Below are 26,288 nucleotides of genomic sequence, written 5' to 3' on the forward strand. Positions count from 1 at the left end.
AAATCAAAGCTCTTTCAGGTGGAACAGGCGGTGGCCGTCCAGGAACGTCTCGAAACCGCCCGGCACCACGAAGGTGGTGGCGTCGGATTCGATGACGGCGGGGCCGGTGATGCGGTTGCCCGGCTGCAAGGCCTCCATCCGGTAAAGCTGGGCATCGACCCATTGCTTGTGGCGATAGAACTTGCGCGTGCCGAGCTTGGCCTCCTCGGGCGGGGTCGGGCCGGCCTCGGGCTCTTTCGGGATCTTCGGCTTCGGGATCGGCACCGTGCCGCGCATGATCGCGCCGGTCACGGAATAGCCCAGTTCGGGCGAGCGGGCCGATGCGGCATAGACCCGGCCGTAGGTGTCGTTGAACGCTTCGACCAGCTTGTCCCAGTCCTCGGCGGAGTGCGCCGCCATGATCGGGGATTCGATTTCCAGGTCGTTCAGCTGGCCGCGATACTGCATGCGGAAGCCCGGTTGCAGCTGCACGCGGTCGGCGGCATAGCCGTTGATCTCGAATTCCTCCAGCACGCGCTCCTTCAGCTCCTCCCAGGCCGCTTGCAGCGTGGCGGCCTGCGTCGCTTTCAGATCGGCCGAGGCGTCGCTTGCGATGTTGATGTCCAGGGACTTGTCATAGCGGTATTCGAAATCCGCCGCCGCGCAGCCAAAGGCGCTGAAACCCGCGGCCCAGGCCGGCACGATCACGTCCTCGAAGCCCAGCCCCTCGGTATAGCCATAGGTATGGACCGGCCCGGCGCCGCCATAGCTGAAGCAGACGAAGTTGCCCGGCGTCGAGCCCTTGCCCGAGATCATCGAGCGCAGATAGTCGCGCAGGTCGCTGTCCAGCAACTCGATCACACCCGCAGCCGCATCCTCGACCGACAGGCCCAGGGGGTCGGCGATCTGTTCCTTCATCGCCTTCCAGGCGCGTTCGCGATCCAGCTTGACCTGGCCGCCCAGGAAGTTGTCGGGGTTCAGATAGCCCAGGATGACGTGACAGTCCGAGATGGTGACGGTCTCGATCCCCGAGGCTTCCCAGCAGACGCCGACGCGATAGCCGGCGCTGTCCGGGCCCAGCTTGATCGCCTTGGTGTAGGGGTCCAGCCGGATGAACGAACCGGCGCCCGCGCCGACCGAATCCATCGCGACCAGCGGCAGCGACAGCACCAGCCGCGCCATGTCGGGGTCGTTGCGGATGGTCAGTTCGTTCTGGGTGATCAGCGCCACGTCGAACGAGGTGCCGCCGATGTCCGAACAGGCGATGTTGGAATAGCCCAGCACCTCGCCCAGGTATTTGGCACCGATCACGCCGCCGATCGGACCCGAGACGATGGTGCGCGCCAGTTCCTTGGCCTTCCACGAGATGGTGCCGCCATGCGTGGCCATCACCCGGAAGTCGAATTTCGAGCCGTTCTCCTTGAAGGCCGAGGTGATCTTGCTCAGCGTCTGGCGCGACGGCTCGGCGGCATAGGCTTCCAGGATCGTGGTGTTGGTGCGATGGGTTTCCTTGCGCACCGGGTAATAGTCGGTCGAGGCAAAGACCGGGATCTTCTTGCCCGAAGCATCCACCTCTTCCTGCACGATGTCGCGCACCCGGCGTTCATGGGCCGGGTTGCGATAGCTGTGCAGCAGCGAGATGACGATGCCCTCGACATCCTGCGCGATCAACTCGCGCGCGGCCTGCCGGGCGGTGTCCTCGCGCAGCGGAATGACCACGGTGCCGGACATGTCCACCCGTTCCATCACGCCCCGCGTCAGGTGGCGCGGCACCAGCGGCTCGTCATAGTAATGCGTGTTCAGGTGGATGCGGTCCTCATAGGCAAAGCCCAGATAGGCCTGGATCGCGCGGCCCATGCGGTGGAAATCCTCCATCCCCGCATTGACGATCAGGCCGCAACGCAGGCCCTTGCGCTGCACGACCCGGTTCAGCATCGCTGTGCCGGAATAGACGCCGGTCTGGATCTCGCCCAGGGCGTCCTCCAGCGTCAGGCCCCAATGCTCCAGCCCCTCCTTGGAACTGGCGATCAGGCCGAGCGCCTCGTTCTGCGGCGTCGACTGCGCCTTGCCGACGACGAAATCGCCGTCGCTGTCCACGAAGAACGTGTCGGTCATGGTGCCGCCGGCGTCGATGCCCAGCACCTGCACTTTTCGATTGTTGGATTTGTCCAATGGCACGGTTTGCTCCTCCCATTGCGCCACCTCCCCGTGGCGTGATGACAGGATGCCTTCGCGGTCCGACCGTGTGTTGTCCGGTTTTCGGACAATGCGTCGGACATGCTGCGGACGCGATGACGCGATGCAGAAAGCCTAGTGCCGGCGACCGCGCGGCACGCCATATTGTTCAAGCTTCAGGTAAAGGGTCGAACGCGAGATCCCCAGCCGGCGCGCGGTTTCGGTCATGTTGCCGCCGCATTGCGCCACCGCATTCAGGATCTCGGCCCGTTCGCGGTCGCGCAGCGTGTCCTCGCGCATCTTTCCGGGTCCGTGCGCGATGCCCTGCGGCAGGTCGGTCACGTCGACCAGCCGGCTGAAGGACGTTGCCGACAGCGCCTCGATCATGTTGCGCAGCTCGCGCAGGTTGCCCGGCCAGTCATGGGCTTGCAGCCGAAGCATGGCGGCGGGGGTAAAGCGCAGGGCGCTGCCCTTGCGACGGTCCGAATAGATCTCGGAGAACCGCTTCACCAGCTGCTCCAGGTCACCGCGGCGTTCGGCCAGCGCGGGCAGCCGCAGGATGGCCCCCGACAGCCGGAAATGCAGGTCCGCCCGCAGCGCCCCCGTCGCCACCCGTTCCGACAGCGGGACCGAGGAGAGGCTGATGAACTGCACCGGCGCGCCGGCTTCGCGGCGCAGATGCGCAAGCGCCTGCGCCAGCAGCGCCTGCACCGCGGCGGGCGTCTCGGACAACTCGTCCAGAACCAGCGTGCCGCCGGTCTCGGCGAGTTGGGCAAGGGTGCCGCCCACCGCGCCCGGAAGGCCGCCCGCGCCGCCGCGCAGGCTTTCGGCATCCATCAGCCCGCAATCCACCACCGCCAGCGGCAGGCTTGCCAGCGGCCCCGCGCCATGCAGGGCGCGCGCCAGCGTTTCCTTGCCGCTGCCGGCCGCGCCCTTGATCAGCAGCGGCACCCCGCTTTCGACCAGCTCCAGCGCCTCGGCGCAGATCGCGGCCATGGTCGGGCCGGTCTCTGCGATGGCGGCAAGCTCGGCCCGGATGGCGCCGCCGCGCGGGCGCGGCGCGGCAAAGGCGAGCATCAGCCCCAGCGGCTCGCCGTTTTCCGAGATCAGGTTCACATCTGCCTCGGGCAGCACCTCGCGCATCCGTCCCGCCAGGGCGCGGGGATCGCCTTCGCCGCCTGCGCCCGAACCAGCGGCGAATTCCTCGATCATCCGCTGGCCGGCGTCGAAACGCTCCGCGAGGCGGCCAAAGCTTTCGCTGGCCCAGATCCGGTTGCCGTACCTGTCCAGCAGCAGCAACTCCTCGCCACCCCGGTTGCGCCGGGACAGCAGCCGGTCGATAAGGATCTGATGTTCCTGCAGGCCAAGCCGGCGCAGCGCTTCCTCGATCTGCATGGCCAGGCTGACCGACAGCGCGGCGCCCTGGCGCAGGTTTTCGTCCGAAGGCGCCGATATGTCGACCGCGCCCAGGATGCCGCCGGTCAGCGGATCGCGAACCGGGGCCGCCGCGCAGGACCAGCGCTGGATCGCCTCGCAGAAATGCTCGACCCCCGCGATGCTGACGGCCTTGCCCAGGTGCAGGGCGGTGCCGATCGCGTTGGTGCCGATCGCGCCCTCATCCCAAAGCCCTCCCGGATGAAGGTGGTTTTCCTCGCCGCGCGAACGGATGCGGGTGTCGCCCGCGGCATCCAGCACCATGCCCGCGCGGTCGCACAGCAGCAGCATCGCCCCGGCGCCGTCCAGCATGTAACCCGCGCGCCCGACCGCGTCCTGCGCCGCCCGCAGCAGCCGGACATTGCGCCGGCGGATGGCGCGCAATTCCTCGTCCGCGACCAGAGGGGCACGCTTCAGGCCCTGCAGCCCGACGCTGTCGAGTGATCTTACCCACGACCTGAGAACGATTTCGCGAATGCTTGGGGGCACGCTCCCCAAGGCCCGAAAGCGCTCCCAGTCCTCCTTCTGGATGCTCTCCGCCATGTCAGGCCTCTTGTGAGGTGCTGAAGTTAAGGCGATTCGGCCGTGGAATGTCAAGAAAAGGCTCCGGGAACCGGCGGTGATGCCCCTGCGGCTTGGGAAGCCGGCTGAGCCGCGACGGCCCTCGCGCCAGCGCCGGTGCGCCGCAACAAAGGTGATGTCAGCCCGCCCGTTCCGCGCTAGGTTGGCGGCCGGTCGCGGCGTTTCGCGGCCGGCACAGGAGGAGGATGACCACCATGCACGTCGCCGGGCTGCTTCGCACCGACATGTTCCAGATCAGCATCGGCGGCCGGCCGGCCACGATGGAGGCGCTGTTTCCCGGCTGGACCGAGCTCGACCGCCTCGGCCTTGTCATCGACGCGCCGCTGGGCGGGGTGGGCGCCACGCATCTGGTGCAATGCGCGATGATGGCCTATTACGACGCCCGCCCGGCGCGCCGCAGCAGCCGCGCCGTCTATCCGGAAATCTATGCCTTCCATATCGGCAAGAGCCACGGCGCCCATGCGCCCTATGACTTCTGGCCGGCCCGACGCGAGGTGATCCTGCGCACCGACGACCACCGCGAGGTGCTGGACGCGATCAACGACCGCGGCATCACCCGTCTCGCCGTTCCCGACCGCCCGCCCCGCGACGTGGTCCATCGCCCAAAAGAGGTCGAGGCCGCGCTGGACCGCATCGCCTCGGCCTTTGTCTACAGCGCCTCGGGGCGGGTGGCCGGCGGCGATGTCGAGATCGCCGGCACCGACAAGCGGACCGAGTTCAACCCGACGCAGGCGCTGCGCCCGGTGTCCGAGATCGTGTCGATGCGCCGCGCACCGGGGGCGGTGAACAGCAGCGGCATCCCGATCAAGGAAAACGACGACGATTATGCGAACTGGCTGGTCGCCTGCGACGCCGAGGTCGATCCGAAGGACCGGCAGGCGGCCCTGCAGACGCGCGTGGGCCTGCGCTCGGCCGAGGGATTGGTCACGGAAACCTACCGCCGGGTCGAGGTGACCGAGGCGCTGGCCCGGCTGGCCTCGGCCGGGCGCGGCGGACTGGCGGCCGAGGTGGCCTAGCGCGGTGGCATCCGCGTTGCCCCGTGGTTCCAGCCGGAAGCGGATGGCGCGGATGCCGTCGCTGTCCACCGGAGCGAAGCGGGCATCCGGGACGGCCAGCCCGGCCTCGGTCGCTCGCAGCAACTGCCCGTCATTCCTCCTGCCGTCATCGTCGGACAGGTCTGTCCTTCTTCCGCTCGGAAGGGGATATTCAAACCCCGGCAGATCCGCGGCTTGAGGCCGGGATCCACGATGAAGCTTTGGGGCCGCTGAAAGGATGACGCGTCCGGACTTGGCAAAAGGCGGCCCAAGGGCCGCCTTTCTTCATCCCGATTGCCACCGGCGTTCAGATCACGCCAAAGGCCAGCATCGGTTCGGCCACCCGGATGAAACCGGCGATGTTGGCGCCGGTGACATAATCGCCCGGAACGCCGTATTCCTCGGCAGTCTGATGGCAGCTGTCGTGGATGTCGCGCATGATCTCGGCCAGCCTGGCCTCGGTCTTTTCAAAGCTCCAGCGGTCCCGCGACGCGTTCTGCTGCATTTCCAAGGCCGAGGTGGCGACGCCGCCCGCGTTGGCTGCCTTGCCTGGGCCGAACTTGACGTTCGCCTGCTGGAACAGGCGGATCGCTTCGGGGGTGCAGGGCATGTTCGCGCCTTCGCCGACCGCCATGACCCCGTTCTTGATCAGCTGCCGGGCGTCCTTGCCGGTCAGTTCGTTTTGCGTGGCCGAGGGCATGGCGACCTGGCAACTCACGTCCCAGATGCTGCCGTCACCCGAACGGACGAAATACACGCCGGATTTTTCGCCCTTGATCTGCGCGTATTCCGACAGGCGGCCGCGACGCACCTCCTTGATCTCCTTCAGCAGCGCAAGATCGATGCCGCTTTCGTCGACGACATAGCCGCTGCTGTCCGAACAGGCGACGACCTTGCCGCCGAATTCCTGAACCTTCTCGACCGTATAGATCGCGACGTTCCCGGACCCCGAGACCACGACCCGCTTGCCGTCGAAGTCCTCGCCAGCCGTCTGCAGCATGGCGCGGGTGAAATAGGTGTTGCCGTAGCCCGTCGCCTCCTTGCGGGCCAGCGAGCCGCCATAGAACAGCCCCTTGCCGGTCAGCACGCCCGCCTCATAGCGGTTGGTCAGGCGCTTGTACTGGCCGAACATGTAGCCGATCTCGCGCGCGCCGACGCCGATGTCGCCCGCCGGCACGTCGGTGTATTCGCCCAGGTGGCGGTAAAGCTCGGTCATGAAGCTTTGGCAAAAGCGCATGACCTCGGCATCCGAGCGGCCCTTGGGATCGAAGTCCGAGCCCCCCTTGCCGCCGCCGATGGGCAGGCCGGTCAGGGCATTCTTGAAGGTCTGCTCGAAGCCCAGGAACTTGATGATCCCGACATTCACCGAGGGATGGAAGCGCAGGCCGCCCTTGTAGGGGCCCATGGCCGAGTTGAACTGGACGCGGAAGCCGCGATTGATGCGGACCTGGCCCGCGTCATCCGTCCAGGGCACGCGAAAGATGATCTGCCGTTCGGGTTCGCAGATCCGCTCGATCAAGGCATGGTCCAGGTATTCCGGGTGCTTGGCCACCACCCGGCCCAGGCTTTCCAGCACCTCGCGCACCGCCTGGTGAAACTCGGCTTCGCCGGCATTGCGCCGCATCACCTCGGTAAAAATACCCTCAAGCTTGTCGTCAATCTGTCCCATCAGCATTCTCCGCCTATTTTGCGGGCACTTGATAGCTTGCTGGGCGGGCATAGCAAGGGCCATGTGCCGAAACGGTGTGCGGATGACGGACGGGGCCGGCAACGATTGCCCAGGCGGCGGTCGGCGCCAGGTTCCCGTGCCTGGGGGAGCGCGATGCCGACGACACACCCTACCCTCCTCGCAGGCCCGATCAGGCCAGCGTCCGGGTGCGACCTCATCCATTTCCCGGCGGAGGGGGTACGCCGCCAGGATCATGCGGCGGGCACAACCGGTGGGTTCTTACCCCCGCCGGTGGCAATCTTCCGGAAAGCGGGCCGCTTACAGCGTCTCCAGCCAGGCAAGGATATCCTCGGCATCCGTCACATCGGCATATTTCTGCTGCATGTCGTAAAGGTTCGCCTCGTGCGGTCCCGAGGCGCGGTCAGCGCAGCAGTCGCGCGGCACCAGGACGTTGAACCCGGACTGCACGGCATCGACCACCGTAGCGCGCACGCAGCCCGAGGTGGTCGTGCCGCAGACCACCACCGTATCGGCCCGGGCCCCCACCAGCAGCCCGCCAAGCGCGCTGCCGAAAAAGGCCGAGGCGCCCTTCTTGACCACGACCGCGTCACCCGGTTGCCTGCCCGTCGCCTCGTCGATCTGCACCAGACGACTGTTCGCCAGAAAGGCCGACATGCCCGTGGCTTTTTTCAGCCAGGGCGTCTTGTCAAGTTCGCCCGGTGTATAGGCGATGACCGTATAGATGACCGGAAACCCCTTGGCGCGGGCCAGGTCGGTCAGCCTGCGGGTCGCCGCGATCTCGGCCGACATGTCGGCCGCGGTGGGATATTGCGGATCGGTGAAGCCATAGGTGAAATCCACCACGACGATGGCCGGGCGGGCGGCCCGCGACCGGGCCGCCCGAGGCCGGATCAGGCGCGGGCCAGCTGGATGTCCTTGACGACGATATCGCCGTCGCTCACGATCGCCTGGTCATCAAGGAACAACGAGCAATTGCGCATCGGGATGTCCAGGTGGCAATGCGTGTCGTTTGGGCCGCCCAGCTCGTTGTTCGGGCCGGTCGAGAACATGACGTTGCCGTAGAAGCTGCGCGGCTCCATGCCCATGCCGCCCTCAAAGGTGCCGGGCACGAAGTTGTGCCATTTCGCGTTCGGGTTCATGCCCCAGCCCACATGGCTCATGCCGTAGCCGCGCCTGTCGTTGAAGCTGTCCATGTAGGATTTGACGATCTGCGCCTCGAGCCCGCCACGGATGTCGGTAATCCAGCCCTTCTCGATGGTGTAGGTGATCGGTTCGCGCACCATCAGGTTCTGGGGCAGCAGGATGTCGCCCGGCGCCACGACGATGGTGCCGTCAACGCCGTCATCGTCCCCGCCCGTGAACACGAAGCCCGAAGGCCAGTGGTCCCAGCGGCCGGGTGTGTCGGTGCAGGCATATTCCGGCACGGTCGGATAGGTGTTCAGCTTGTAGGTCACATCCGTGCCGTGGGCCGAGGTGATGCGCATGACCTTGGCCTTTTCCAGGATGCCGGCCGCGATCTCGACCTTCTCGCGCAGCTCGGGATAGGGCAGCATCCGCGCCAGCAGTTCGGGCGGCTCGACGGCGGTCAGGATGCGGGTGCCGGCGGCCTGGATGGCGAATTGCTCGGGGCTGAACAGCAGGAAGATGCAGTCGATCAGCATGTCGCACTTCCTCAGCGCCTCGACCGCCTCGGGCATGGCGGCAAGGCCGGTCTGGCCCACGGCCCAGCCATCGGTCGGCAGGGGCGCGGGCAGGCGCATGTGATACATCTGTGCGCCCAGCCGCTGGCCGGCGGCCATGAAGGCGTCGGCATAGTCCAGCCGCTCGGTGCCCTGCGTCAGCACGATCAGGCGTTCGCCGTTGCGCACGCCCGACATCTTCAGCTGATGCAGGCAGATCTCGGTAAAGCTCGTGTGGTCCATGTCCGTCTTCCTGTTGGAGATTGTTATGCCTGGAAATCCATCGTGGCGGCGAGAAAGCCGGGAAGATCGTCCCAGGGGATCATGTGGCCCGCGCCCTCGACGATGCGGGTTTCCAGATGCGGCACCAGGGACTGAATCTCGGCCAGATCCTCGGGGCCGATCACCGGGGCGGCGCCGGCCTTGACCAGCCGCACCGGCAACGTCAGATGCGGCAGGTCGGCGTGGATGTCGTCGGTGTGAAAGCCGTCATAGGCGGTCTTGATCGCCGTGTACTGGCAGGTGTGCAGCCATTCGGCGCGCAACGCGACCTGTTCGTCGATCCAGGTCGGGCAGAACCGGCGCATGTCTTCGGCCGAGCAGCCCTTCTGCGCCATGCGGATCGAATCGCCATACCAGGGCCAGGCGCTGGGATAGGCGCGCCGGCCCGGGCCGCTGACCGGCGGGTCCAGCAGGATCAGGCCCGAGAACGGCTCGGGGTTCTTTCGTGCCGCGCGGATCGCCGTGCGGGCGCCCATGGAATGGCCCATCACGATCGGCTTTTGCAGCCCGCAGGCCGAGACCAGCGCAATGGCGTCGTCGGCCATGGCGTCCAGCGAATAGTCCAGATCACCGGCCTGGCTGAGCCCCCTGCCCCGCACGTCGAGAACATGGACGTTGTACCGCTCGGCCAGCGGCTGGGCGACAAAGCCCCAGGTGATCGCGGGCGAGGTGATGCCGGGGATCAACAGCAGATCCGGGCCCGGTCCGGGATAATGCAGCAGGTGGTGGCGGATGCCGTTGGCGTGGACGTTGTAGCCATTGGTCATGGCAGGTCTCCTCAGTAGGCGCCCGACAGCAGCGCGCCGCCGCCCGGCACGCGGGTCGGCAGGTCCAGCGCGCGCAGCATCGACCAGGTGGTGGCAATGGCAGCGGTCAGCACCGGCTTGCCCGACTGCGCCTCGACCACGGAAACGGCGGGCAGCGAGGGCATCTGTACGCAGGCCGACAGCACGATCACGTCGGCATCGGCGGTGTCCATGCTGGCGACGATGCCGGGCAGGTTCATCGGGTCATGCGCGGCGACGGCCAGGTTGTCCTGGATTTCCAGCGCGCGGTAATCGACGACCTCGAGCCCCTCGTTGCGGATATAGTTTACGACCAGCTCGGTCAGCGGCTTCATGTAGGGGGTGACGACCGCGACCTTCTTCGCGCCAAGCGCCTTGAGCCCGGCGATCAGCGCCCCGGCCGAGTTCACCCGGCGGGGGTTTTCCATCTCGCGCCAGCGGATGGAGCGGTTGCAGCAGCTTCAGACAGCCGGTCCGCATACGGTCGAGGACCTGGTGCGCGCCTTCATCGCGCCCGCCGCGGCGCTGTTCGACGACCCGCAGGGGCGCGCGTTCCTGCGCCTGCATGCCAGGCTGCACATGGAGCCCGAGGAACTGTCCTATGAACTGCGCCGGCTGGTCCATAACGAGCCGACCCGCGCCTATGCCGATGCCTTCGCAGCATTGCTGCCCGAACTGACGACGCGCGAGATCTACCAGCGCATGTCGTTGCTGATCGGCGCCTATCTCTATGCCTTTTCGGGCGCCAGCCGCCTGAACGAACTGGTCAAGGAAGAGGACGCCGATCCGATGGCGGGGCTGCTCGATACGGCGGTCGCCTTTGGCACGGCCGGCATGGTGCAGCCTGCCCGGACATGATGCCGCGTCGTCCCGCAGGCCGGACGACCGGCGGCTGACTCGGCAGCGCGCCTAGCCTGCGGACGCCGTCGAGGATCTGCGCGGAACCAGCTCTGGCACCTCCGCCAGGGCCCGGCCGCCGGCGCCTTCGATGCGGGACAGCAGCAGTTGCACGGCCTGCTCCGCCACCGCCGGCAGGTGCAGGTCGACCGCCGTCAGAGGCGGTTGCGACAGTTTGGCGCGCAACCCGTCATAGCGCGTCACGATGCGCAGCTGCGCCGGGATCTCGCGACCAAGGTCATGGGCGGCGCGCACCGCCCCGCTGGCAAAGGCGTCGATGGCGGCAAAGATGCCGTCGATGCCGGGTTCGGCCCCGAGCAGGCGCAGGGTGGCGCGATAGCCGGCCTCCTCGCCCCCGGCTTCGTCGAGATGGTCCAGCGTCGCGGGCAGCGCATGGTCGGCGACGAAGGCGCGATAGGCCGCCTCGCCCTCGATCTGGCTGGTGCGGGGACTGGTGCCGATCAGTGCCGCGATATGGCGGCAGCCCTGCCCCGCCAGATGCGCCAGCAGCAGCGTCGCCGTCTCGGCCGAGCGGATGTCGACCGAGGGGATGTCCGGCCGCCCTGGCACCGTCCCGATCGAGACGATGGGCGTGTTGCGCGCCTCGAAATGCGCGACCATGGGATCGTCGCGCATCGGCTCGACCAGGATCACCCCGTCGAAGCCGGCCGCGCTGCTGGCCTGGGCGGTCGGGTGCGGCGGGATCAGGCACAGGGCCAGGTCGCGGCTGAGCGCCGACATGGCGGCCGAGGCGGCGATCTCCATCAGAAAGCCCAGCCGCGACGGTCCGGCCGCGACCGCGAACGGCATCGAGGACGCCAGCGCGATGGTCCCCGTCCGCCCGCTGCGCAGCGCCCGCGCCATGCTGCTGGGGTGATAACCCATCTGGGCCGCAAGGTCCTGGATGCGCCGGCGCGTGTCCGGGTCGACATGCCGCCGGCCGCTGAAGGCATGCGAGACCGTGGTGACCGAAACCCCCGCCGCCCTGGCCAGGTCCGAGATGGTGGGCTTGCTCATGCGTCCTCGTGACCGATTTCCGTGCAGCAGGGTAGCAGTCTGCCGACCAGAGGCAACAAAACGTTTTGCACGAATCGGCGGGCATGCTAGCAAAGCCCTTAGCAAAACGATTTGCATAACATGCAGACAGCCCATCTCAACAGGGAAGACACCATGACAACCGACCCTCACCCGCCGCTGGCGCAGGACCCTGTCGATCAGGTCCTGCCGCTTAAGGACCTGATTCTCTATGGTTTCCAGCATGTGCTGGTCATGGCGGCCTCGCCGATCACGGCGGTGTTCCTGGTCGCGCAGACGCTGGGCTTCGACCCGGCGCTGACCGTCTCGATCATCAGCGCGACCTTTCTGGTCTGCGGCATCGGCTCGATCCTGCAAAGCTACGGGCCGGGCGGCTTCGGGGCGCGGCTGCCCTTCATCATGGTGCCGGGCGGCGCGCCGATCGCCATCTTCCTGGCCATCGCCACGCAGACCGACGTGCAGACGGCCGTGGGCGCCGTGCTGATGACCGGGGTGTTCTACTTCCTGGCGCTGCCGGTGTTCCGGCGGCTGCTGCGGTTCTTTCCGCCCATCGTCGTCGGCACCATGCTGCTGCTGGTGGCTGTGAACCTGGTCAAGATCTATGGCGGCACCATCACCGGCCGCGCGGGCGAGGCGCATTTCGCCGATCCCGTCAACGTCGGCCTGGCGCTGGCCACCATCGCCCTGACAGTGATCTTTTCGCGGGTGTTCACCGGCACGTTGCAACGCATCTCGGTCATGCTGGGGCTGATCGCCGGCACGCTGATCGCGGCGGCGCTGGGGCGGCTTGACCTGTCGGGCGTCATGCAGGGGCCGCTTCTGGCGGTGCCGCATCTCTTTCCCTTCGGCATGCCGAAATTCGACGTGCTCGCCGCGCTGCCGCTGATCGTCTTCTCGGTCATCTCGATGGCCGAGGCCACCGGCCAGACCATCGCCACCGCCGAGATCGTCGGGCGCAACGGCGACGCCCATGCCATCGTGCCGCGCACCATCCGGGGCGACGCGCTGGCCTCGGTCCTGGGCGGGCTGTTCGGCACCTCGCTCATCATCACCTCGGGCGAAAACGTGGGCATCGTGCGGGCGACCGGCGTGCGCTCGCGCCACGTCACCGCCATGGCGGGGGTGATCCTGGTGGTGATCGCGCTGATCGCCCCGGTTTCGCGCCTGGCCAGCGTCCTGCCCGGGCCCGTGGTCGGCGGCACGGCAATCATCGTCTTTTCGATCATCGGGGTGATCGGCATCCATGTCCTCAGCCGCGTCGACCTGCGCGACCACGGGGCGATGTTCACCCTGGCCTCGGGCCTCGCCATGGGGCTGATGCCGATCCTGGTGCCCGGCATCTACACCCAGTTCCCGCAATGGAGCCAGATGATCCTCGGGAACGGCCTCGCCATGGGCACGATCACGGCGGCGCTGGTCAACGCGATGTTCCAGCTGACCGTCCCGCGTTCCACCGAAAAGGAGCTTGCCTGATGGCCGACCTGCGCCAGACCTTCGCCCGAACCGAAAACCTGATTGTTGCGCCCGGGCGGCTGATGCTGCCCCGGGGTCCGCAGCCGGGCATGGCGGTGCTGATCCGCGACGGCCGCTTTCACCGTGTCGACAGCGTCGGGCGACTGCGCGCGGCCCATCCCGAGGCCGCCGTGGCCGAACTGCCTGGCCACCTGCTCATGCCCGGCTTTGTCGACACCCACACCCACCTGACGCAATCGCTGGGCAAGTCGCTGGTCTTCGGCGAGCCGTCCGAGATCTTTCGCCGCATCTGGGTGCCCCTCGAAGGCAGCCTGGACGAACATATGGTCTATCTGTCCTCGAAGCTGGCGGCGCTGGAATGCCTGCGCGGGGGCTTCACCATGGCGGTCGATGCCGGCACCCGCTCGGCGGGCCATATCGGCCGGCTGGTCGATGCCGCGCGCGAAACCGGGCTGCGGCTGGTCGTGGCGCAGATCTGCAACGACCTCGGCGGCGCGGCGCAGGTTCCCGACCGGGCCCAGATCCTGCGCCGGGCCGAGGCGCATCTGGCCACCTATTGCGACGACGCGCTGATCCATCCTTCGCTCGCGATTTCCATCCCCGAGGTGGCCAGCGACGGGATGCTGCGCGACGTCTCGGCCATGGCGGCCGCGGCGGGGGCGACCTTCCAGACCCATGTGAACGAACACCTGGTCGCGGTCGAACGCTCGCTGGTCGCCAACGGCCGCCGGCCGCTGGAACACCTGGCCCATGTCGGCGCGCTGGGTCCCCAGACCCTGATCGCGCATTCCACGCTGGTCACGCCTTCGGAACTGAACCTGCTCTGCGACAGCGGCACGGCGGTGGCCTACAACCCCGTCGCCTCGGTCTGGAAGGGCAATGCCATCGCGCCGGCCCTGCAGATGCAGGCGCTTGGCATCCGCTTCGGCCTGGGCACCGACGGCACCCGCGCCGACGGCTTCCGGCTGATGGATGCGGCCGAGTCGATGCAGCGCGCAGGCTATGGCCTGGCCTCGGGCGACAGTTCCTGCGGCGGCGGCTGGCTGTGGATCGAGGCCGCGACCAGCATGGCGGCCGAGGCCAGCGGGCTGGGAGCCGTGACCGGCACCATCGCCGAGGGCCTGGCCGCCGATTTCCTGCTGGTCGACCTGGACCGGCCCGAGTTCACGCCCTCGCACGACCTGACGTGGGAGCTGGTCCGCTATGGCAACCGCGACCAGATCGACGCCGTCTTCACCAATGGCCGGCTGCGCCTGGTCCAGGGCTGGCCGGTCGATTGGGACGCCCGCGCCCTGCTGCGGGAAATCCGCGCCCTGACCACCCCCGCCATCGCCGCCGCGCCGATCCAGCGCATCCATCCGACCGCCGACAGCCTGCTGGCAGCGAGGACCGCTTGACCCTTTCCGTCTTTCTTCTGCTGTCGCTGCTGGTCGGCGGCGCGGCCTTCATCCAGGGCGCGGTCGGCATCGGCTTTGCGCTGATCATGGCGCCGGTCTTCGGCTTCTTCGACGCAAGCTATCTGCCGGTCACGCTGCTGATCCTGATGCTGCCGCTGAACTTCCTGGTCGCCTGGCGCGAGCGCGAGGCGATCGACCGCCCCGGCGCAAGCTGGATCACGGCCGGGCGGTTCTTCGGCACCTTCCTGGGCATGGCGGTTCTGGTCGCGCTTTCGGTGCGCCAGCTTGAAATCGCCGTCGGGCTTCTGACCATCCTTGCCGCGCTGATCGCGCTGCTGGCGCCGCCCTTTTCGCCCGGCCGCCCGGCGGCGCTGGGGGTGGGGCTCTTCACCGGCGTGACCGAGACCGCGACCGGGATCGGCGGCCCGCCGCTGGCGCTGCTTTACCAGCACGCCCCGGGCCCGGTGCTGCGCGCCACTGTCGCCACCTGCTTCCTGGTCGGAGAGTTGATCTCGCTGGCCGTCCTGCTGGTCGCGGGCCGCGTCGGGACCGATCAGCTCGGGGCGGCGCTGGCGCTGGTGCCGGCGGTGCTGGCGGGCAGCTGGCTTTCGCGCCACGTCCACGCCCGCATCAACGGCCCGGCCCTGCGGCTGGCGGTGCTGATCTTCTCCATCGTCAGCGGCGCGGCGCTGGTCCTGAAGGGCTGAACGACCCTGCGCTGCGTGCTCGGGCCGGGCGCGACGCCGGGGATCATCAAGGCCAACAGCGTCAGCGCCATCATGGCGTTCGACGGAAAGCCATTGTGGGTGAATCGCGCCCCTTGACGGGCGGGGCGGGCCGCGCTTCCCTGCCGCAGCGCGGCACAGGGGGCAGGAATGGAACAAAGACGGCTTGGACACCGCGATGTGGGCGCCATCGGCCTTGGCACGATGAGCTTTGGCGGCATCTTCGGCGCGACGGACGAGACCACCTCGCTGGCCTGCCTCGATGCGGCGGTGGATGCGGGCATCAGCCATTTCGACACCGCCAACATCTATGGCATGGGCGTGTCGGAACAGATCCTGGGCCGCTGGGGCCGCCGGGACATTCACCTTGCGACGAAATGCGGCATCGTCACCGCGCCCTCGCGCGCGGTGCGCAACGACGAACCCTATATCCGCCAATGCCTCGAGGACTCGCTGCGCAGGCTGAAGCGCGACCATGTCGATCTTTACTACATCCACCGCCGCCAGCCCGAGATCCCCGTCGAGGATCTGGCCGGGACGATGGCGCGGCTGGTGCAGGAAGGAAAGATCGGCGGCTATGGCCTGTCCGAGATCGCGCCCTCGACCTTGCGCCGCGCCCATGCCGTCCATCCCGTGACCGCGGTTCAGAACGAGTTCTCGCTGTGGACGCGGCTGCCCCAGCTTGGCCTGATCCAGGCCTGCCGCGACCTCGGCGTGGCCTTCGTCGCCTTCTCTCCGCTGGGCCGGGGGATGTTCGGGCGCACACCGATGGAACGCGACTTCCGCGCCGGCATCGACTTTCGCGACACCAACCCGCGGTTCACCGAGCCGAACTTCTCGGCCAATCTGGCGGCCATCGCGCCGTTCCGGAAGCTTTGCGCCGCGCGCGGCTGGACGGTCCCCGGCGCGGCCCTGGCCTGGGTGCTGGCGCAGGGCGATCACATCATCCCGATCCCGGCCACGCGGACGGCGGATCACCTGCGCGACTGGCAGCCCCCCGCCCTTGCGCCCGAGGATATCGCCGAGATCGAGCGCGTCCTTCCGGCCGGGTTTGCGCACGGCGACCGCTATGGCGATCACCAGATCGCTTTCGTGGAACGCTACGCCTAAGGACGGTGCCGCCGCCCGTCATTCGGGGCGCAGGGGGCCCTAGCCGGGGTTCATCCGGCCGATGATGCGGATCCCCTCGGGGATCGCCGCCTCATTGATCGAGGAATAGCCCAGGCGAAAGAACGGGCAGGGCTCGGGCGGGGTTTCGAAAAAGACGTGCCCCGGCTCGATCAGCACGCTTTCGGCGCGCAGCCGCCGGGCCAGGTCCGCGCTGTCGACATCCGGCGCGCCCCGGATCCAGACGCTGGACCCGCCCGAGGCCGCCGCGCCCGCGATCACCAGCGAGGTGCGCGAAATCGCCTCCTCGAGCACCTGGCGCCGGGCCTTCAGCGCCTGCCGCAGCCGCACGATATGGGCGTCGTAATGACCTTGGGCCAGAAAATAGGCGGTGATGCGCTGCAGATGCGCGGGCGGGTGGCGCAGCATGATCGCGCGCAGGTCGCGCGCCCGCGCGATCAGGGGGGCGGGCGCGACCATGTAGCCGATCCGCAAGCCGGGAAACAACGCCTTGGAAAAGCTGCCGATATAGATGACCCGTCCGGCCCGGTCCAGGGACTTCAGCGCGGGCGCCGGCGGCGCCAGATAGGACATCTCGAAATCGTAATCGTCCTCGATGATCAGGAAATCCTCGGCCGCGGCCCGCGCCAGCAGTTGGCGGCGGCGGTCCAGCGGCATGGTCGCGCCGGTCGGGATGTTGTGGCTGGGCGTGACGATCACCAGCCGGGTGCCGGGCGGCAGGTCGGCCGGATCAAGGCCCCCGCCCCGCAGCGGCAGAAAGGTGGTGGGGCTTTGCGCCCGGCGCAGCGCCTCGGCGAAATCGGGGTATCCCGGCTCCTCGGTCACGGCCAGCCGGTCGGGGCGGGCCAGCAGCTCGATCGCCAGGAACAGCGCGTTCTGCGCGCCCAGCGTCACCAGCACCTCGTCGGGGCGGGCCTGGATGCCGCGCCGGGGCAGGCTGTTCGAGCAGATATAGTCGATCAGCAACGCGTCATCGACGCCATACTGGTCCGCCGCCAGTTCCGCGAAATCGCGCGTGCCCCAGGCCCGGCGCGCGCAGTCGCGCCAGGCGTGGTGGTCGAACAGCGCCGGATCGGCCTGGCCATAGATGAACGGATAGCGATAGTCGCGCCAGTTCGCCGGCTTGCGGATCACCCGCTGGCGCTGCGGGACATGGGCCAGCCAGCCCTCCCAGTCGACCCCAGCCCCGACCCCGGCCGCGCCGCCGCCGCCCTGCGCCCGCAGCCGGCCGTGCGGCACCGTGGCCGCGACCATCACGCCCGAGCGCGGCGCCGTCTCCAGATAGCCCTGGCTGACCAGTTCCTGATAGACCAGCGTCACCGTCATGCGCGACACCCCCAGCGCATCGGCAAGCCCCCGCGACGAGGGCAGCCGCACCCCCGGCGGGGCCCGGCTTTCCAGAATCGCCCGCACGATCGCCGCCGCCAGCCGGCCCTGCAGGGTCGGCGCGTCGTTGTCGCGCAGCAGGATGATCTCGGGCGGGATACGGTTCGGCATCTGGACTTAAAATCGTCTCGATCTGGTCATATCCTTCGGCCCCTTCCCCTGCAACATTTCCTGCCATGACGTGACGCTGAACGCACGCGACCAAGGCCCGCCGGACCATCCGCCGGGCCGCACACAGGGAGAATAACGCATGATGACGACCCTTTCCGGGCGGCGGCTGGCCGCCCTGGGCATGACCGCCGTGCTGCTGTCGGGAACCGCAGCAAGCGCCGAAACCGTGGTCGTGGGCTACCAGCAGATCGTTGGCCCCTTCGTCGCGGCCATCGCCGACGGACGCCTCGACGCCGCCGCGAAAAAGGCGGGCGTAGAGATCGACTGGCGCCAGTTCAGCTCGGGCGGCGACATCTCGACCGCGCTCGCCTCGGGCAACGTGCCGGTCGGCGTGATCGGCTCGACCGGGATCGCGGCGGCGGCGACGCGCGGCGTCGATTTCCAGCTGTTCTGGATCCTCGACAACATCGGCAAGTCCGAGGCGCTGGTCGCCCGCAACGGCTCGGGCATCGAAAAGCCCGCCGATCTGGTCGGCAAGAAGGTGGCGGTGCCCTTCGTCTCGACCTCGCATTTCCACCTGCTCGTCGGGATGGAGAAGGTCTGGGGCATCGACCCGAAGCAGGTCCAGATCCTGAACATGAAGCCGCCGCAGATCATGGCCGCCTGGCAGCGCGGCGACATCGACGCGGCCTATGTCTGGCCGCCGGCGCTGACCCAGCTTCTGGCGGACGGCACGGTGATTTCCGACAGCGAACAGGTGGGCGCGGCCAGCGTGCCGACCTTCGACGGGCTGGTGGTGGCCAGCGATTTCGCCGAAGTCCACAAGGACTTCATGACCGAGTTCACCAAGGCCCTGGCCGCAGCCTATGCCGATTACAACGCCAACAAGGCCGCCTGGACCGCCGAATCCGAACCGGTCAAGGGCATCGTCAAGATGATCGGGGGCGATCCGGCCGGCACGGTCCAGGCGCTGAACATGCTGTCCTTTCCGGACGCGGCGGCGCAGGTCTCGGACAGCTGGCTGGGCGGCGGCGCCACGCGGGCGCTTGGCGAAAGCGCGGCCTTCCTGGTCCAGCAGAAGCAGATCGACAAGGCGCTGCCCGATTACGCCCCCTATGTGAACGCAAGCTTCGCCCAGGCTGCGGCAGAATGACCGCTGCGGCCCCCCTTCCCTTGTCCGAGAGAGCCCGGATGCAGACCCTGGACATCGCCAACGTCAGCCTGATCTATCCCGGCCAGCTCAAGGGGCGCGAGATCGTCGCCCTGAAGGGTGTCGACCTGACCATCCACAGCGGCGATTTCGTCGTGGCGCTGGGGGCCTCGGGTTGCGGCAAGACCACGCTTCTGAACCTGATGGCGGGCTTCATGGCGCCGACCTCGGGACAGATCACGCTGGGCGGCCAGCCGGTCATGGGCCCGGGCGCCGAACGCGGCGTGGTGTTTCAGAAACACGCCCTGCTGCCCTGGCTGAACGTGATCGACAATGTCGAATTCGGCCTGAAGCTGCAGGGCGTCGATGCCCGCACCCGGCGCGAACGCGCGGTCAGGAACCTGGCGCTGGTCGGCCTGCAGGATTTCCACAAGCACATGATCTATCACCTGTCGGGCGGCATGCAGCAGCGCGTCGGCATCGCCCGCGCCCTGACCTGCGACCCGGCCATGCTGCTGATGGACGAACCCATGGCGGCCCTGGACGCGCTGACCCGCGAAACCGTGCAGGAACTGCTGCTCAAGATCTGGCAGCAGACCGACAAGATGTATTTCTTCATCACCCACAGCGTCGAGGAGGCGCTGTTCCTGGGCTCGCGGCTGATCGTCATGTCGCCGCGCCCCGGCCGCATCACCCACACCTATGACCTGGACTTCAACAAACGCTTTCTGGCGGAGGGAAACGCCCGTGCCATCAAATCCAGCCCCGACTTCATCCGCATGCGTGAACAGATCCTTGGCATCATCTACGGCGACGAACGCGCCGGTCAGGAACGGCAGGCCGAACTCGATGCTTGACCGGCTGATGCGCGCCCGCCCGGCCAAGGCCGGCGCCAGCTACGGCGCGCCCGGCTCGGGCTCCAGCGCGCTGATCAGCCTGGTGACGGCGCTGGCGCTGATCGGGCTGTTGTTCCTGGTCACGGGCATGGGCTGGATCAAGCCGCTGTTCCTGCCTTCGCCCGGCGCGGTCTGGGCCAAGTTCATGCAGGCCATGACCGAGGGCGTGTCTAACTCGACCCTGATCCAGCACACGCTGGCCAGCCTGGGCCGGGTGCTGGGCGCGTTCTTCCTGGCCCTGGTCGTGGCGGTGCCGACCGGCATCCTGATGGGGGTGAACCGCTGGATGCGCGGCATCCTGGACCCGGTGATCGAATTCTATCGCCCGCTGCCGCCCCTGGCCTATCTGCCGCTCATCATCATCTGGCTGGGCATCGGCGAATTTCCCAAGGTTTTCCTGATCTTCCTGGCGATCTTTGCGCCCATGGCGATCGCGGCGCGGGCCGGGGTGCGCTCGGTCTCGATCGAACAGATCCACGCCGCCTATGCGATGGGCGCGACCAAGATGCAGGTGATCTTCCACGTCATCCTGAAGGCCGCCCTGCCGGAAATCTTCACCGGCATGCGCATCGGCATCGGCGTCGGCTGGACCACGCTTGTCGCCGCCGAAATGGTGGCCGCAAGCCGGGGCCTGGGCTTCATGGTGCTGAACTCGGCCGAATACCTCGCCTCGGATGCGGTCATCATGGGCATCATCGTGATCGGCGTGCTGGCATTCGCCTTCGACCTGCTGATCCGGCGCATCGAACGCGCGCTGATCCCCTGGAAGGGCAAGATCTGACCGCCTGACCGCCCGTCCTCCGAACCGACGACCCCCTGAATCACCCCCGAACGACCCTATCGAAGGCGCAGCGCCGCCTTCGACCGGGACAGGAGTATCCGCAGATGACCCGCACCCTGACCGCCGACGACCTGAAAGCCACCTTCGACGCCTTCAATCGCCACGACATCGACGCCGTGATGACCCATTTCGCCGACGCTTGCGTGTTCTATACCGTCGCGGGCGAGGCCGAATACGGCACCCGCATCCAGGGGCGCGAGGCCATCGCCCGCGCCTTCCAGGCGGTCTGGCAAACCATGCCGGACGTGGAATGGGCCGACCACCGGCATTTCCTGTCCCAGGACGGCACGCGCGGCGTCAGCCAATGGACCTTCCGCGCCACCCAGCCCGACGGCAGCCGGATCGAGGTGCAGGGCGCGGACCTCTTTCGCATCGAAGCCGGCCTGATCGTCGAGAAACAGGCCCTTCGCAAGCAGCGCCCCGCCATTCCCGCCGCCCCGGTCCCGACCCCCGCCGCAACCGCAACCGCGAAATGAGTGCAGCCATCATGCAGACCATCGCCCCACGCGCAGGCTCTGTCCCCTACGATCCGCTTTACGACCCGCTCAAGGCGCGCCAGCTTGGTCCCCGCAGCGACTATGCGCCGACCTACTGGATCGGCACCGCCGGCCCCGCGCCTGCGGACGACGGCCCGGTCCGCCGCGACATGGACGTGGACGTGGCGGTGATCGGCTCGGGCTATACCGGCCTTTCCTGCGCGCTGCACCTGGCCAAGATGCACGGCATCAAGGCAACGGTGCTCGAGGCGAACGGCGTCGCCTATGGCTGCTCGACCCGCAACGGCGGCCAGGCCCAGATCAGCGCCGGCCGGCTCAAGCGCAGCCAGTGGACCCAGCGCTGGGGCATCGACGTGGCGCGCGGCCTGCATGCCGAGATGACCGAGGCCTTCGACCTGTTCCGCAGCCTGATCCGCGACCACGCCATCGATTGCGACGCCCAGCACGGCGGCCATTACTACATCGCCCACAAGGCCGCGCTGATGCCCACCCTGCGGGCCGAGGCGGCGCTTTTGAACGACAGCTTCGGCTATGGCGCCCGGATGCTCGACGGCGACCAGGTCCATCGCGAGGTCGCCCGCGACCATGAAGCGCATGGCGCCCTGTGGGAACCCGACGGCATCGGTATCCACGCGGCGAAACTGGCCTTCGGCTATCTGCGGGCGGCGCGCGAGCTGGGCGCCACCGTCCACCCCGACAGCCCGGTCACGCGATGGGATTACCGGGGGGGTGTGCACACCCTGTGTACGCCCGGAGGCACGGTCCGTGCACGCCGTGTGGCGGTCGCGACCGCGGCCTACGCCCCCCGCGGCCTGCACCCCCGCATCAAGGACCGGCTGCTGCCGATCATGTCGAACAGCATCGTGACGCGGGTCCTGACGCCCGACGAACTTGCGGCGGTGGGCATCCGCACCGGCTCGCCCCTGACCGATACCCGGACGCTGCGGCACTATTACCGGCTGCTGCCCGACAACCGGCTGCAGATCGGCTCGCGCGCTGCGATTACCGGACGCGATGCGGCAAATCCCTCGCATCTCAATGGGTTGCGCGAAGGCATGGCGCGCAAGTTCCCCGCCCTGCGCGGCATCGCGCTGGATTACAGCTGGTGGGGCTGGGTCGATGTCAGCCACGACATGATGCCGCGCATCACCGGCCTGCCCGACCTGCCGGGCGCCTTCTATGCGCTGGGTTATGGCGGCAACGGGGTGATGTATTCCGCCATGGCCGGCCGCCGCATGGCGCAGCTGGTCGCCGGCGAACGCATCCCCAACCTCCCGATTTTCAACGAGGAATTGCCCCACGAAGGCTGGAGGACACCGTTCCGGCGCCTTGGCCAGTGGGGCCTCTATCACCTCTATCACTACCGCGACGAGCGGGCATAAGGAGCTATCCGCCATGAAGATGACGACCGAGGAAGCGTTTGTCAAAGTTCTGCAGATGCATGGGATCGAGCATGCGTTCGGGATCATCGGCTCGGCCATGATGCCGGTCAGCGACCTCTTTCCCAAGGCCGGGATCACGTTCTGGGACACCGCGCACGAGACGAATGCCGGGCTGATGGCGGACGGGTTCACGCGCTCGACCGGCAAGATGTCGATGATGATCGCGCAGAACGGCCCCGGGGTCACCGGCTTCGTGACGCCGGTGAAGACCGCCTACTGGAACCACACCCCGCTTTTGCTGGTGACGCCCCAGGCCGCCAACAAGACCATCGGCCAGGGCGGCTTCCAGGAGATGGAGCAGATGCGGCTGTTTGCCGATTGCGTGTGCTATCAGGAAGAGGTCCGCGACCCCTCGCGCATTCCCGAGGTGCTGAACCGCGTCATCATGCAGGCCTGGCGCAACTCGGCGCCGGCGCAGATGAACATTCCGCGCGACATGTGGACCCAGGTGATCGACGTCGATCTGCCGCAGGTCGTGGCCTTCGAGCGCCCGGCCGGGGGCGAGGAAGCCGTGACCGAAGCCGCGCGGCTGCTATCGGAAGCCAAGTTCCCGGTGATTCTGTCAGGTGCCGGCGTCGTCCTGTCGGGTGCGATCCCGGATCTGGCCAAGCTGGCCGAGCGGCTGGATGCACCGGTGGCCTCGAACTACCAGCACAACGACAGCTTTCCGGGCAGCCACCCGCTGGCGGTCGGGCCCTTGGGCTACAACGGCAGCAAGGCCGCAATGGAACTGATCGCCAAGGCCGACGTGGTCCTGGCGCTGGGGACGCGGCTCAACCCGTTCTCGACCCTGCCGGGCTACGGCATCGACTATTGGCCCAAGGAAGCGAAGATCATCCAGGTCGACATCAACGCCGACCGCATCGGCCTGACCAAGAAGGTCACCGTGGGCATCCAGGGCGACGCGGGCAAGGTGGCGCGCGGGATCCTTTCCCAACTGAGTCAGACCGCCGGCGACGAGGGCCGCCAGCAGCGCCGCGACGTGATCGCGCAGACAAAATCGCGTTGGGCGCAGGAGCTGTCCAGCCTCGACCACGAGGACGACGATCCGGGCACGGTCTGGAACGAGGAGGCGCGCAGCCGCGACAGCGACCTGATGAGCCCGCGCCAGGCCTGGCGGGCGATCATGCAGGCGGTGCCGGCGGACGCCATCGTCAGCTCCGACATCGGCAACAACTGCGCCATCGGCAACGCCTATCCCAGCTTCGAGGCCGGCCGCAAATACCTGGCGCCGGGCCTGTTCGGCCCCTGCGGCTACGGCTTCCCGGCGATCCTCGGCGCCAAGATCGGCAACCCCGACACGCCGGTGATCGGCTTTGCCGGCGACGGCGCCTTCGGCATCTCGATGAACGAGATGGTGTCCGTGGGCCGCAAGGACTGGCCGGCGATCACCATGGTGATCTTCCGCAACTACCAGTGGGGCGCGGAAAAGCGCAACACGACGCTGTGGTATGCCAACAACTTCGTCGGCACCGAGCTGGACCGCGACACCACCTATGCCGGCATCGCCAAGGCCTGCGGCGTCAACGGTGTGCAGGTCAAGTCGCAAGAGGAGCTGACCCAGGCCCTGCACGAGGCGGTCGAGCGGCAGATGAAGCAGGGCGAGACCACCTTCATCGAGGTGCTCTTGAACCAGGAGCTGGGCGAGCCCTTCCGCCGCGACGCGATGAAGAAGCCGGTTCCCGTGGCCGGCATCGATCCGGCCGACATGCGCCCGCAGCGCGGCGCCGCCTGATCCGGCCTGCCCTGCTGAAACGATCCCTCCGGCGCGAGCCTCTCGCGCCGGATGGTGCCCTGCATTCAAGAAGGACATCCCATGGCCAGCACCGACCTGCTTCCCGCCCGCCAGATGGTATCGGACGCCTTTCCGGGCTTTGCCGTATCGGTTCTGGTGGCGGCCACGGCGCAGTTCCTGTCCGAGCATTACGGCGCCCCCGCCATGCTGCTGGCGCTGCTGCTGGGGCTGGCGCTGAACTTCCTGGCCGAGGAAGGCACCCGCACTGCCCCGGGCGTGGCGCTGACCGCCCGGACGGTGCTTCGGCTGGGGGTGGCGCTGCTTGGGGCGCGCATCAGCGTCGACATGCTGGCGGGGCTGGGTGGCGCCGCGATCGCACTGGTCATCGCCGGGGTCGTCCTGACCATCCTGTTCGGCCTGATCGCGGCGCGCTTCGTCAACCGGGATTGGCGCTTTGCGCTGCTGACCGGCGGGTCGGTGGCAATTTGCGGCGCCTCGGCCGCCATGGCCATCGCCGCGGTGTTGCCGCGCCATGAACGCTCGGAACGCGACCTGGCCTTCACCGTGCTGTCGGTGACGGTCTTGTCCACGGTGGCCATGGTGCTTTACCCGATGCTGTCGGGCCTGTTCGGGTTCACGCCGCGCGACAGCGGGGTGTTTCTGGGCGGCACCATCCACGACGTGGCGCAGGTGGTCGGGGCGGGCTTTTCCATCGGCCCCGAGACGGGCGAGACGGCGACGCTGGTCAAGCTGATCCGGGTCTCGATGCTGGCGCCGGTGGTGCTGTGCTTTTCGCTGGTCATCCGCGCACGGGGCCTTGCGGACATGGATGGCGGCAAGCGCCCGCCGCTGCTGCCGGGCTTCGTGCTGGGCTTTCTGGTGCTGGCGGCGCTGAACTCGCTCGGCGTGATCCCGGCCGTGGTCGCGGATTGGGCGGGCGTTCTCAGCCGTTGGGCGCTGCTGATCGCGATCGCCGCCGTCGGCATCAAGACCTCGCTGGCCAAAATGCTGGACGTGGGCGGCGCCGCAATCGGGCTGATCGTCGCTGAAACCGTCTTCCTCGGCGTCTTTGTGGTCGCCGGCCTGCACTTCCTCAGCTGAGAAGGACCTTGCCATGAAACCGCTCGATCGTATCCTGGCTGCGGCACAGGCCAATCCGCGCCACATCATCCTGCCCGAAGGGGGCGATCCGCGCGTGGCCGAGGCCGCCGCCCGCATGACCGCCGAAGGCCTGGCCCGGATCACGCTGATGGACGGGCCGGCCGTTGCGGGGGTGACGGCGCTTGCCCCGGCCGAGGCGCCCGACCTGCCCGAGCTTGCCGAGCACTGGCACAGGATGCGCGCCGCCCGGGGCATGACCGCCGACCGCGCCCTGGCCGAGATGCGCGACCCGATCCGCCAGGCGGCGATGCGCGTCCGGCTGGGCCAGGCGGACGGCACCGTCGCGGGCGCCGTCGCCACCACCGCCGACACGGTGCGCGCGGCGCTGCAGATCATCGGCCGCGCGCCGGGCGCCGGCATCGTCTCGAGCTTCTTCCTGATGCTGTCCTGCGGCCCGGCGGCGCCGATCAGGGGCGGCATGATCTTTGCCGATTGCGGGTTGGTGGTCGAACCCGATGCCGAGGGGCTGGCCTCGATCGCGCTGTCGGCCGCCGACAGCTGCCGGCGCCTGCTGGCCGAGGAGCCGCGCGTGGCCCTGCTGTCCTTTTCCACCGCCGGCTCGGCCGACCACCCAAGCCTGACAAAGATCCGCGAGGCGCTGGCCTTGGTGCGTGCCACCGCGCCGGGGCTGGAAATCGACGGCGAGATGCAGTTCGACGCCGCCCTCGACGACGCGATCCGTTCCAAAAAGGCGCCAAACAGCGCCCTGACGGGACGCCCCAACGTCTTCGTCTTCCCAGACCTCGCCTCGGGCAACATCGGCTACAAGATCGC

22 protein-coding genes and 1 pseudogene are annotated in these 26,288 nt (G+C 68.1%); 14 read left to right on the forward strand and 9 right to left on the reverse strand.

The window, feature by feature from the left end; all coding sequences use genetic code 11:
• Positions 1 to 3 precede the first annotated feature (3 nt).
• Positions 4 to 2,151 (reverse strand): hydantoinase/oxoprolinase family protein, encoded by a 2,148-nt coding sequence (locus BU28_RS0114475; RefSeq protein ID WP_028720111.1) that lies wholly within the window; start codon positions 2,149 to 2,151, stop codon positions 4 to 6.
• A 138-nt stretch (positions 2,152 to 2,289) separates the two neighbouring features.
• Positions 2,290 to 4,131: a sigma-54-dependent Fis family transcriptional regulator gene (locus BU28_RS0114480; protein ID WP_028720112.1), complete on the reverse strand. Its 1,842-nt coding sequence runs from the start codon at positions 4,129 to 4,131 to the stop codon at positions 2,290 to 2,292.
• 224 nt (positions 4,132 to 4,355) lie between these two features.
• Between BU28_RS0114480 and BU28_RS0114485 the strand changes: the two genes are divergently transcribed.
• Positions 4,356 to 5,186, forward strand: a complete 831-nt coding sequence (locus BU28_RS0114485; protein ID WP_028720113.1) for a hypothetical protein — start codon at positions 4,356 to 4,358, stop codon at positions 5,184 to 5,186.
• Positions 5,187 to 5,511: 325 nt separating this feature from the next.
• On the opposite strand, the gene gdhA is transcribed toward BU28_RS0114485, so the two are convergent.
• The 5 genes and pseudogenes from gdhA to BU28_RS23170 form a co-directional block, all read right to left on the reverse strand.
• Positions 5,512 to 6,873: an NADP-specific glutamate dehydrogenase gene (gdhA, locus tag BU28_RS0114490; RefSeq protein WP_028720114.1), complete on the reverse strand. Its 1,362-nt coding sequence runs from the start codon at positions 6,871 to 6,873 to the stop codon at positions 5,512 to 5,514.
• Between the two features lie 318 nt (positions 6,874 to 7,191).
• The gene (locus tag BU28_RS0114495) at positions 7,192 to 7,737 is read right to left on the reverse strand and encodes an isochorismatase family protein (RefSeq protein ID WP_269845829.1); all 546 of its coding nucleotides are present in this window, start codon (positions 7,735 to 7,737) and stop codon (positions 7,192 to 7,194) included.
• 47 nt (positions 7,738 to 7,784) lie between these two features.
• Positions 7,785 to 8,816 carry a 2,5-dihydroxypyridine 5,6-dioxygenase NicX family protein gene (locus tag BU28_RS0114500; protein ID WP_028720116.1) on the reverse strand — a complete coding sequence of 344 codons (1,032 nt, stop codon included), beginning with the start codon at positions 8,814 to 8,816 and terminating at the stop codon, positions 7,785 to 7,787.
• A 23-nt stretch (positions 8,817 to 8,839) separates the two neighbouring features.
• A complete protein-coding gene (locus BU28_RS0114505; protein ID WP_028720117.1) occupies positions 8,840 to 9,622 on the reverse strand; it encodes an alpha/beta fold hydrolase in 783 nt (260 codons plus the stop codon).
• 11 nt (positions 9,623 to 9,633) lie between these two features.
• Positions 9,634 to 10,050, reverse strand: a pseudogene (locus tag BU28_RS23170) (maleate cis-trans isomerase family protein); the annotation flags it as partial.
• Positions 10,051 to 10,090: 40 nt separating this feature from the next.
• On the opposite strand from BU28_RS23170, the gene BU28_RS23175 reads away from it, so the two are divergent.
• Positions 10,091 to 10,498, forward strand: a complete 408-nt coding sequence (locus BU28_RS23175; RefSeq protein WP_051578220.1) for a hypothetical protein — start codon at positions 10,091 to 10,093, stop codon at positions 10,496 to 10,498.
• Positions 10,499 to 10,549: 51 nt separating this feature from the next.
• Here the strand turns inward: BU28_RS23175 and BU28_RS0114520 are convergent, their stop codons facing one another.
• Positions 10,550 to 11,554, reverse strand: coding sequence for a substrate-binding domain-containing protein (locus BU28_RS0114520; RefSeq protein WP_028720118.1), 1,005 nt, complete (start codon positions 11,552 to 11,554; stop codon positions 10,550 to 10,552).
• A gap of 153 nt (positions 11,555 to 11,707) precedes the next feature.
• Here BU28_RS0114520 and BU28_RS0114525 point away from each other — a divergent pair, with 153 nt between their 5' ends.
• The 4 genes from BU28_RS0114525 (at position 11,708) to BU28_RS0114540 (ending at position 16,277) form a co-directional block, all read left to right on the forward strand.
• Entirely contained in the window at positions 11,708 to 13,045 is a 1,338-nt protein-coding gene (locus BU28_RS0114525) for a uracil-xanthine permease family protein (protein WP_036762997.1), read from the forward strand.
• Complete coding sequence (locus BU28_RS0114530; RefSeq protein WP_028720120.1) at positions 13,045 to 14,442, forward strand: amidohydrolase family protein; 1,398 nt, start codon at positions 13,045 to 13,047, stop codon at positions 14,440 to 14,442. The genes BU28_RS0114525 and BU28_RS0114530 overlap by 1 nt, the downstream gene beginning before the upstream one ends.
• Complete coding sequence (locus BU28_RS0114535; protein ID WP_028720121.1) at positions 14,439 to 15,149, forward strand: sulfite exporter TauE/SafE family protein; 711 nt, start codon at positions 14,439 to 14,441, stop codon at positions 15,147 to 15,149. The genes BU28_RS0114530 and BU28_RS0114535 overlap by 4 nt, the downstream gene beginning before the upstream one ends.
• Before the next feature lie 168 nt (positions 15,150 to 15,317).
• Positions 15,318 to 16,277 carry an aldo/keto reductase gene (locus tag BU28_RS0114540; protein WP_028720122.1) on the forward strand — a complete coding sequence of 320 codons (960 nt, stop codon included), beginning with the start codon at positions 15,318 to 15,320 and terminating at the stop codon, positions 16,275 to 16,277.
• A 39-nt stretch (positions 16,278 to 16,316) separates the two neighbouring features.
• Here BU28_RS0114540 and pdxR read toward each other — a convergent pair whose 3' ends face one another.
• The gene (gene pdxR / locus BU28_RS0114545) at positions 16,317 to 17,792 is read right to left on the reverse strand and encodes a MocR-like pyridoxine biosynthesis transcription factor PdxR (protein ID WP_036762999.1); all 1,476 of its coding nucleotides are present in this window, start codon (positions 17,790 to 17,792) and stop codon (positions 16,317 to 16,319) included.
• A 139-nt stretch (positions 17,793 to 17,931) separates the two neighbouring features.
• Here pdxR and tauA point away from each other — a divergent pair, with 139 nt between their 5' ends.
• From tauA to BU28_RS0114585, 8 genes are all read left to right on the forward strand, one after another.
• Positions 17,932 to 18,945 (forward strand): taurine ABC transporter substrate-binding protein, encoded by a 1,014-nt coding sequence (tauA, locus tag BU28_RS0114550; RefSeq protein WP_028720124.1) that lies wholly within the window; start codon positions 17,932 to 17,934, stop codon positions 18,943 to 18,945.
• A 38-nt stretch (positions 18,946 to 18,983) separates the two neighbouring features.
• The gene (locus tag BU28_RS0114555; RefSeq protein WP_028720125.1) at positions 18,984 to 19,799 is read left to right on the forward strand and encodes a taurine ABC transporter ATP-binding protein; all 816 of its coding nucleotides are present in this window, start codon (positions 18,984 to 18,986) and stop codon (positions 19,797 to 19,799) included.
• Positions 19,792 to 20,619, forward strand: a complete 828-nt coding sequence (locus BU28_RS0114560) for an ABC transporter permease subunit (RefSeq protein ID WP_028720126.1) — start codon at positions 19,792 to 19,794, stop codon at positions 20,617 to 20,619. Before BU28_RS0114555 ends, BU28_RS0114560 begins: the two co-directional genes overlap by 8 nt.
• Before the next feature lie 104 nt (positions 20,620 to 20,723).
• Positions 20,724 to 21,155: a nuclear transport factor 2 family protein gene (locus tag BU28_RS23180; RefSeq protein ID WP_051578221.1), complete on the forward strand. Its 432-nt coding sequence runs from the start codon at positions 20,724 to 20,726 to the stop codon at positions 21,153 to 21,155.
• 11 nt (positions 21,156 to 21,166) lie between these two features.
• Positions 21,167 to 22,558, forward strand: a complete 1,392-nt coding sequence (locus BU28_RS0114570; RefSeq protein ID WP_028720127.1) for an NAD(P)/FAD-dependent oxidoreductase — start codon at positions 21,167 to 21,169, stop codon at positions 22,556 to 22,558.
• Between the two features lie 13 nt (positions 22,559 to 22,571).
• Positions 22,572 to 24,353, forward strand: coding sequence for a sulfoacetaldehyde acetyltransferase (xsc, locus tag BU28_RS0114575; RefSeq protein WP_028720128.1), 1,782 nt, complete (start codon positions 22,572 to 22,574; stop codon positions 24,351 to 24,353).
• A gap of 81 nt (positions 24,354 to 24,434) precedes the next feature.
• Positions 24,435 to 25,454 carry a YeiH family protein gene (locus BU28_RS0114580; RefSeq protein ID WP_028720129.1) on the forward strand — a complete coding sequence of 340 codons (1,020 nt, stop codon included), beginning with the start codon at positions 24,435 to 24,437 and terminating at the stop codon, positions 25,452 to 25,454.
• Between the two features lie 13 nt (positions 25,455 to 25,467).
• Positions 25,468 to 26,288 (forward strand): phosphate acetyltransferase (locus BU28_RS0114585; protein ID WP_028720130.1); only part of this gene is annotated, 821 nt, incomplete at its 3' end.

Source organism: Paracoccus yeei ATCC BAA-599, from assembly GCF_000622145.1.
Taxonomy (GTDB): Bacteria; Pseudomonadota; Alphaproteobacteria; order Rhodobacterales; family Rhodobacteraceae; genus Paracoccus; species Paracoccus yeei.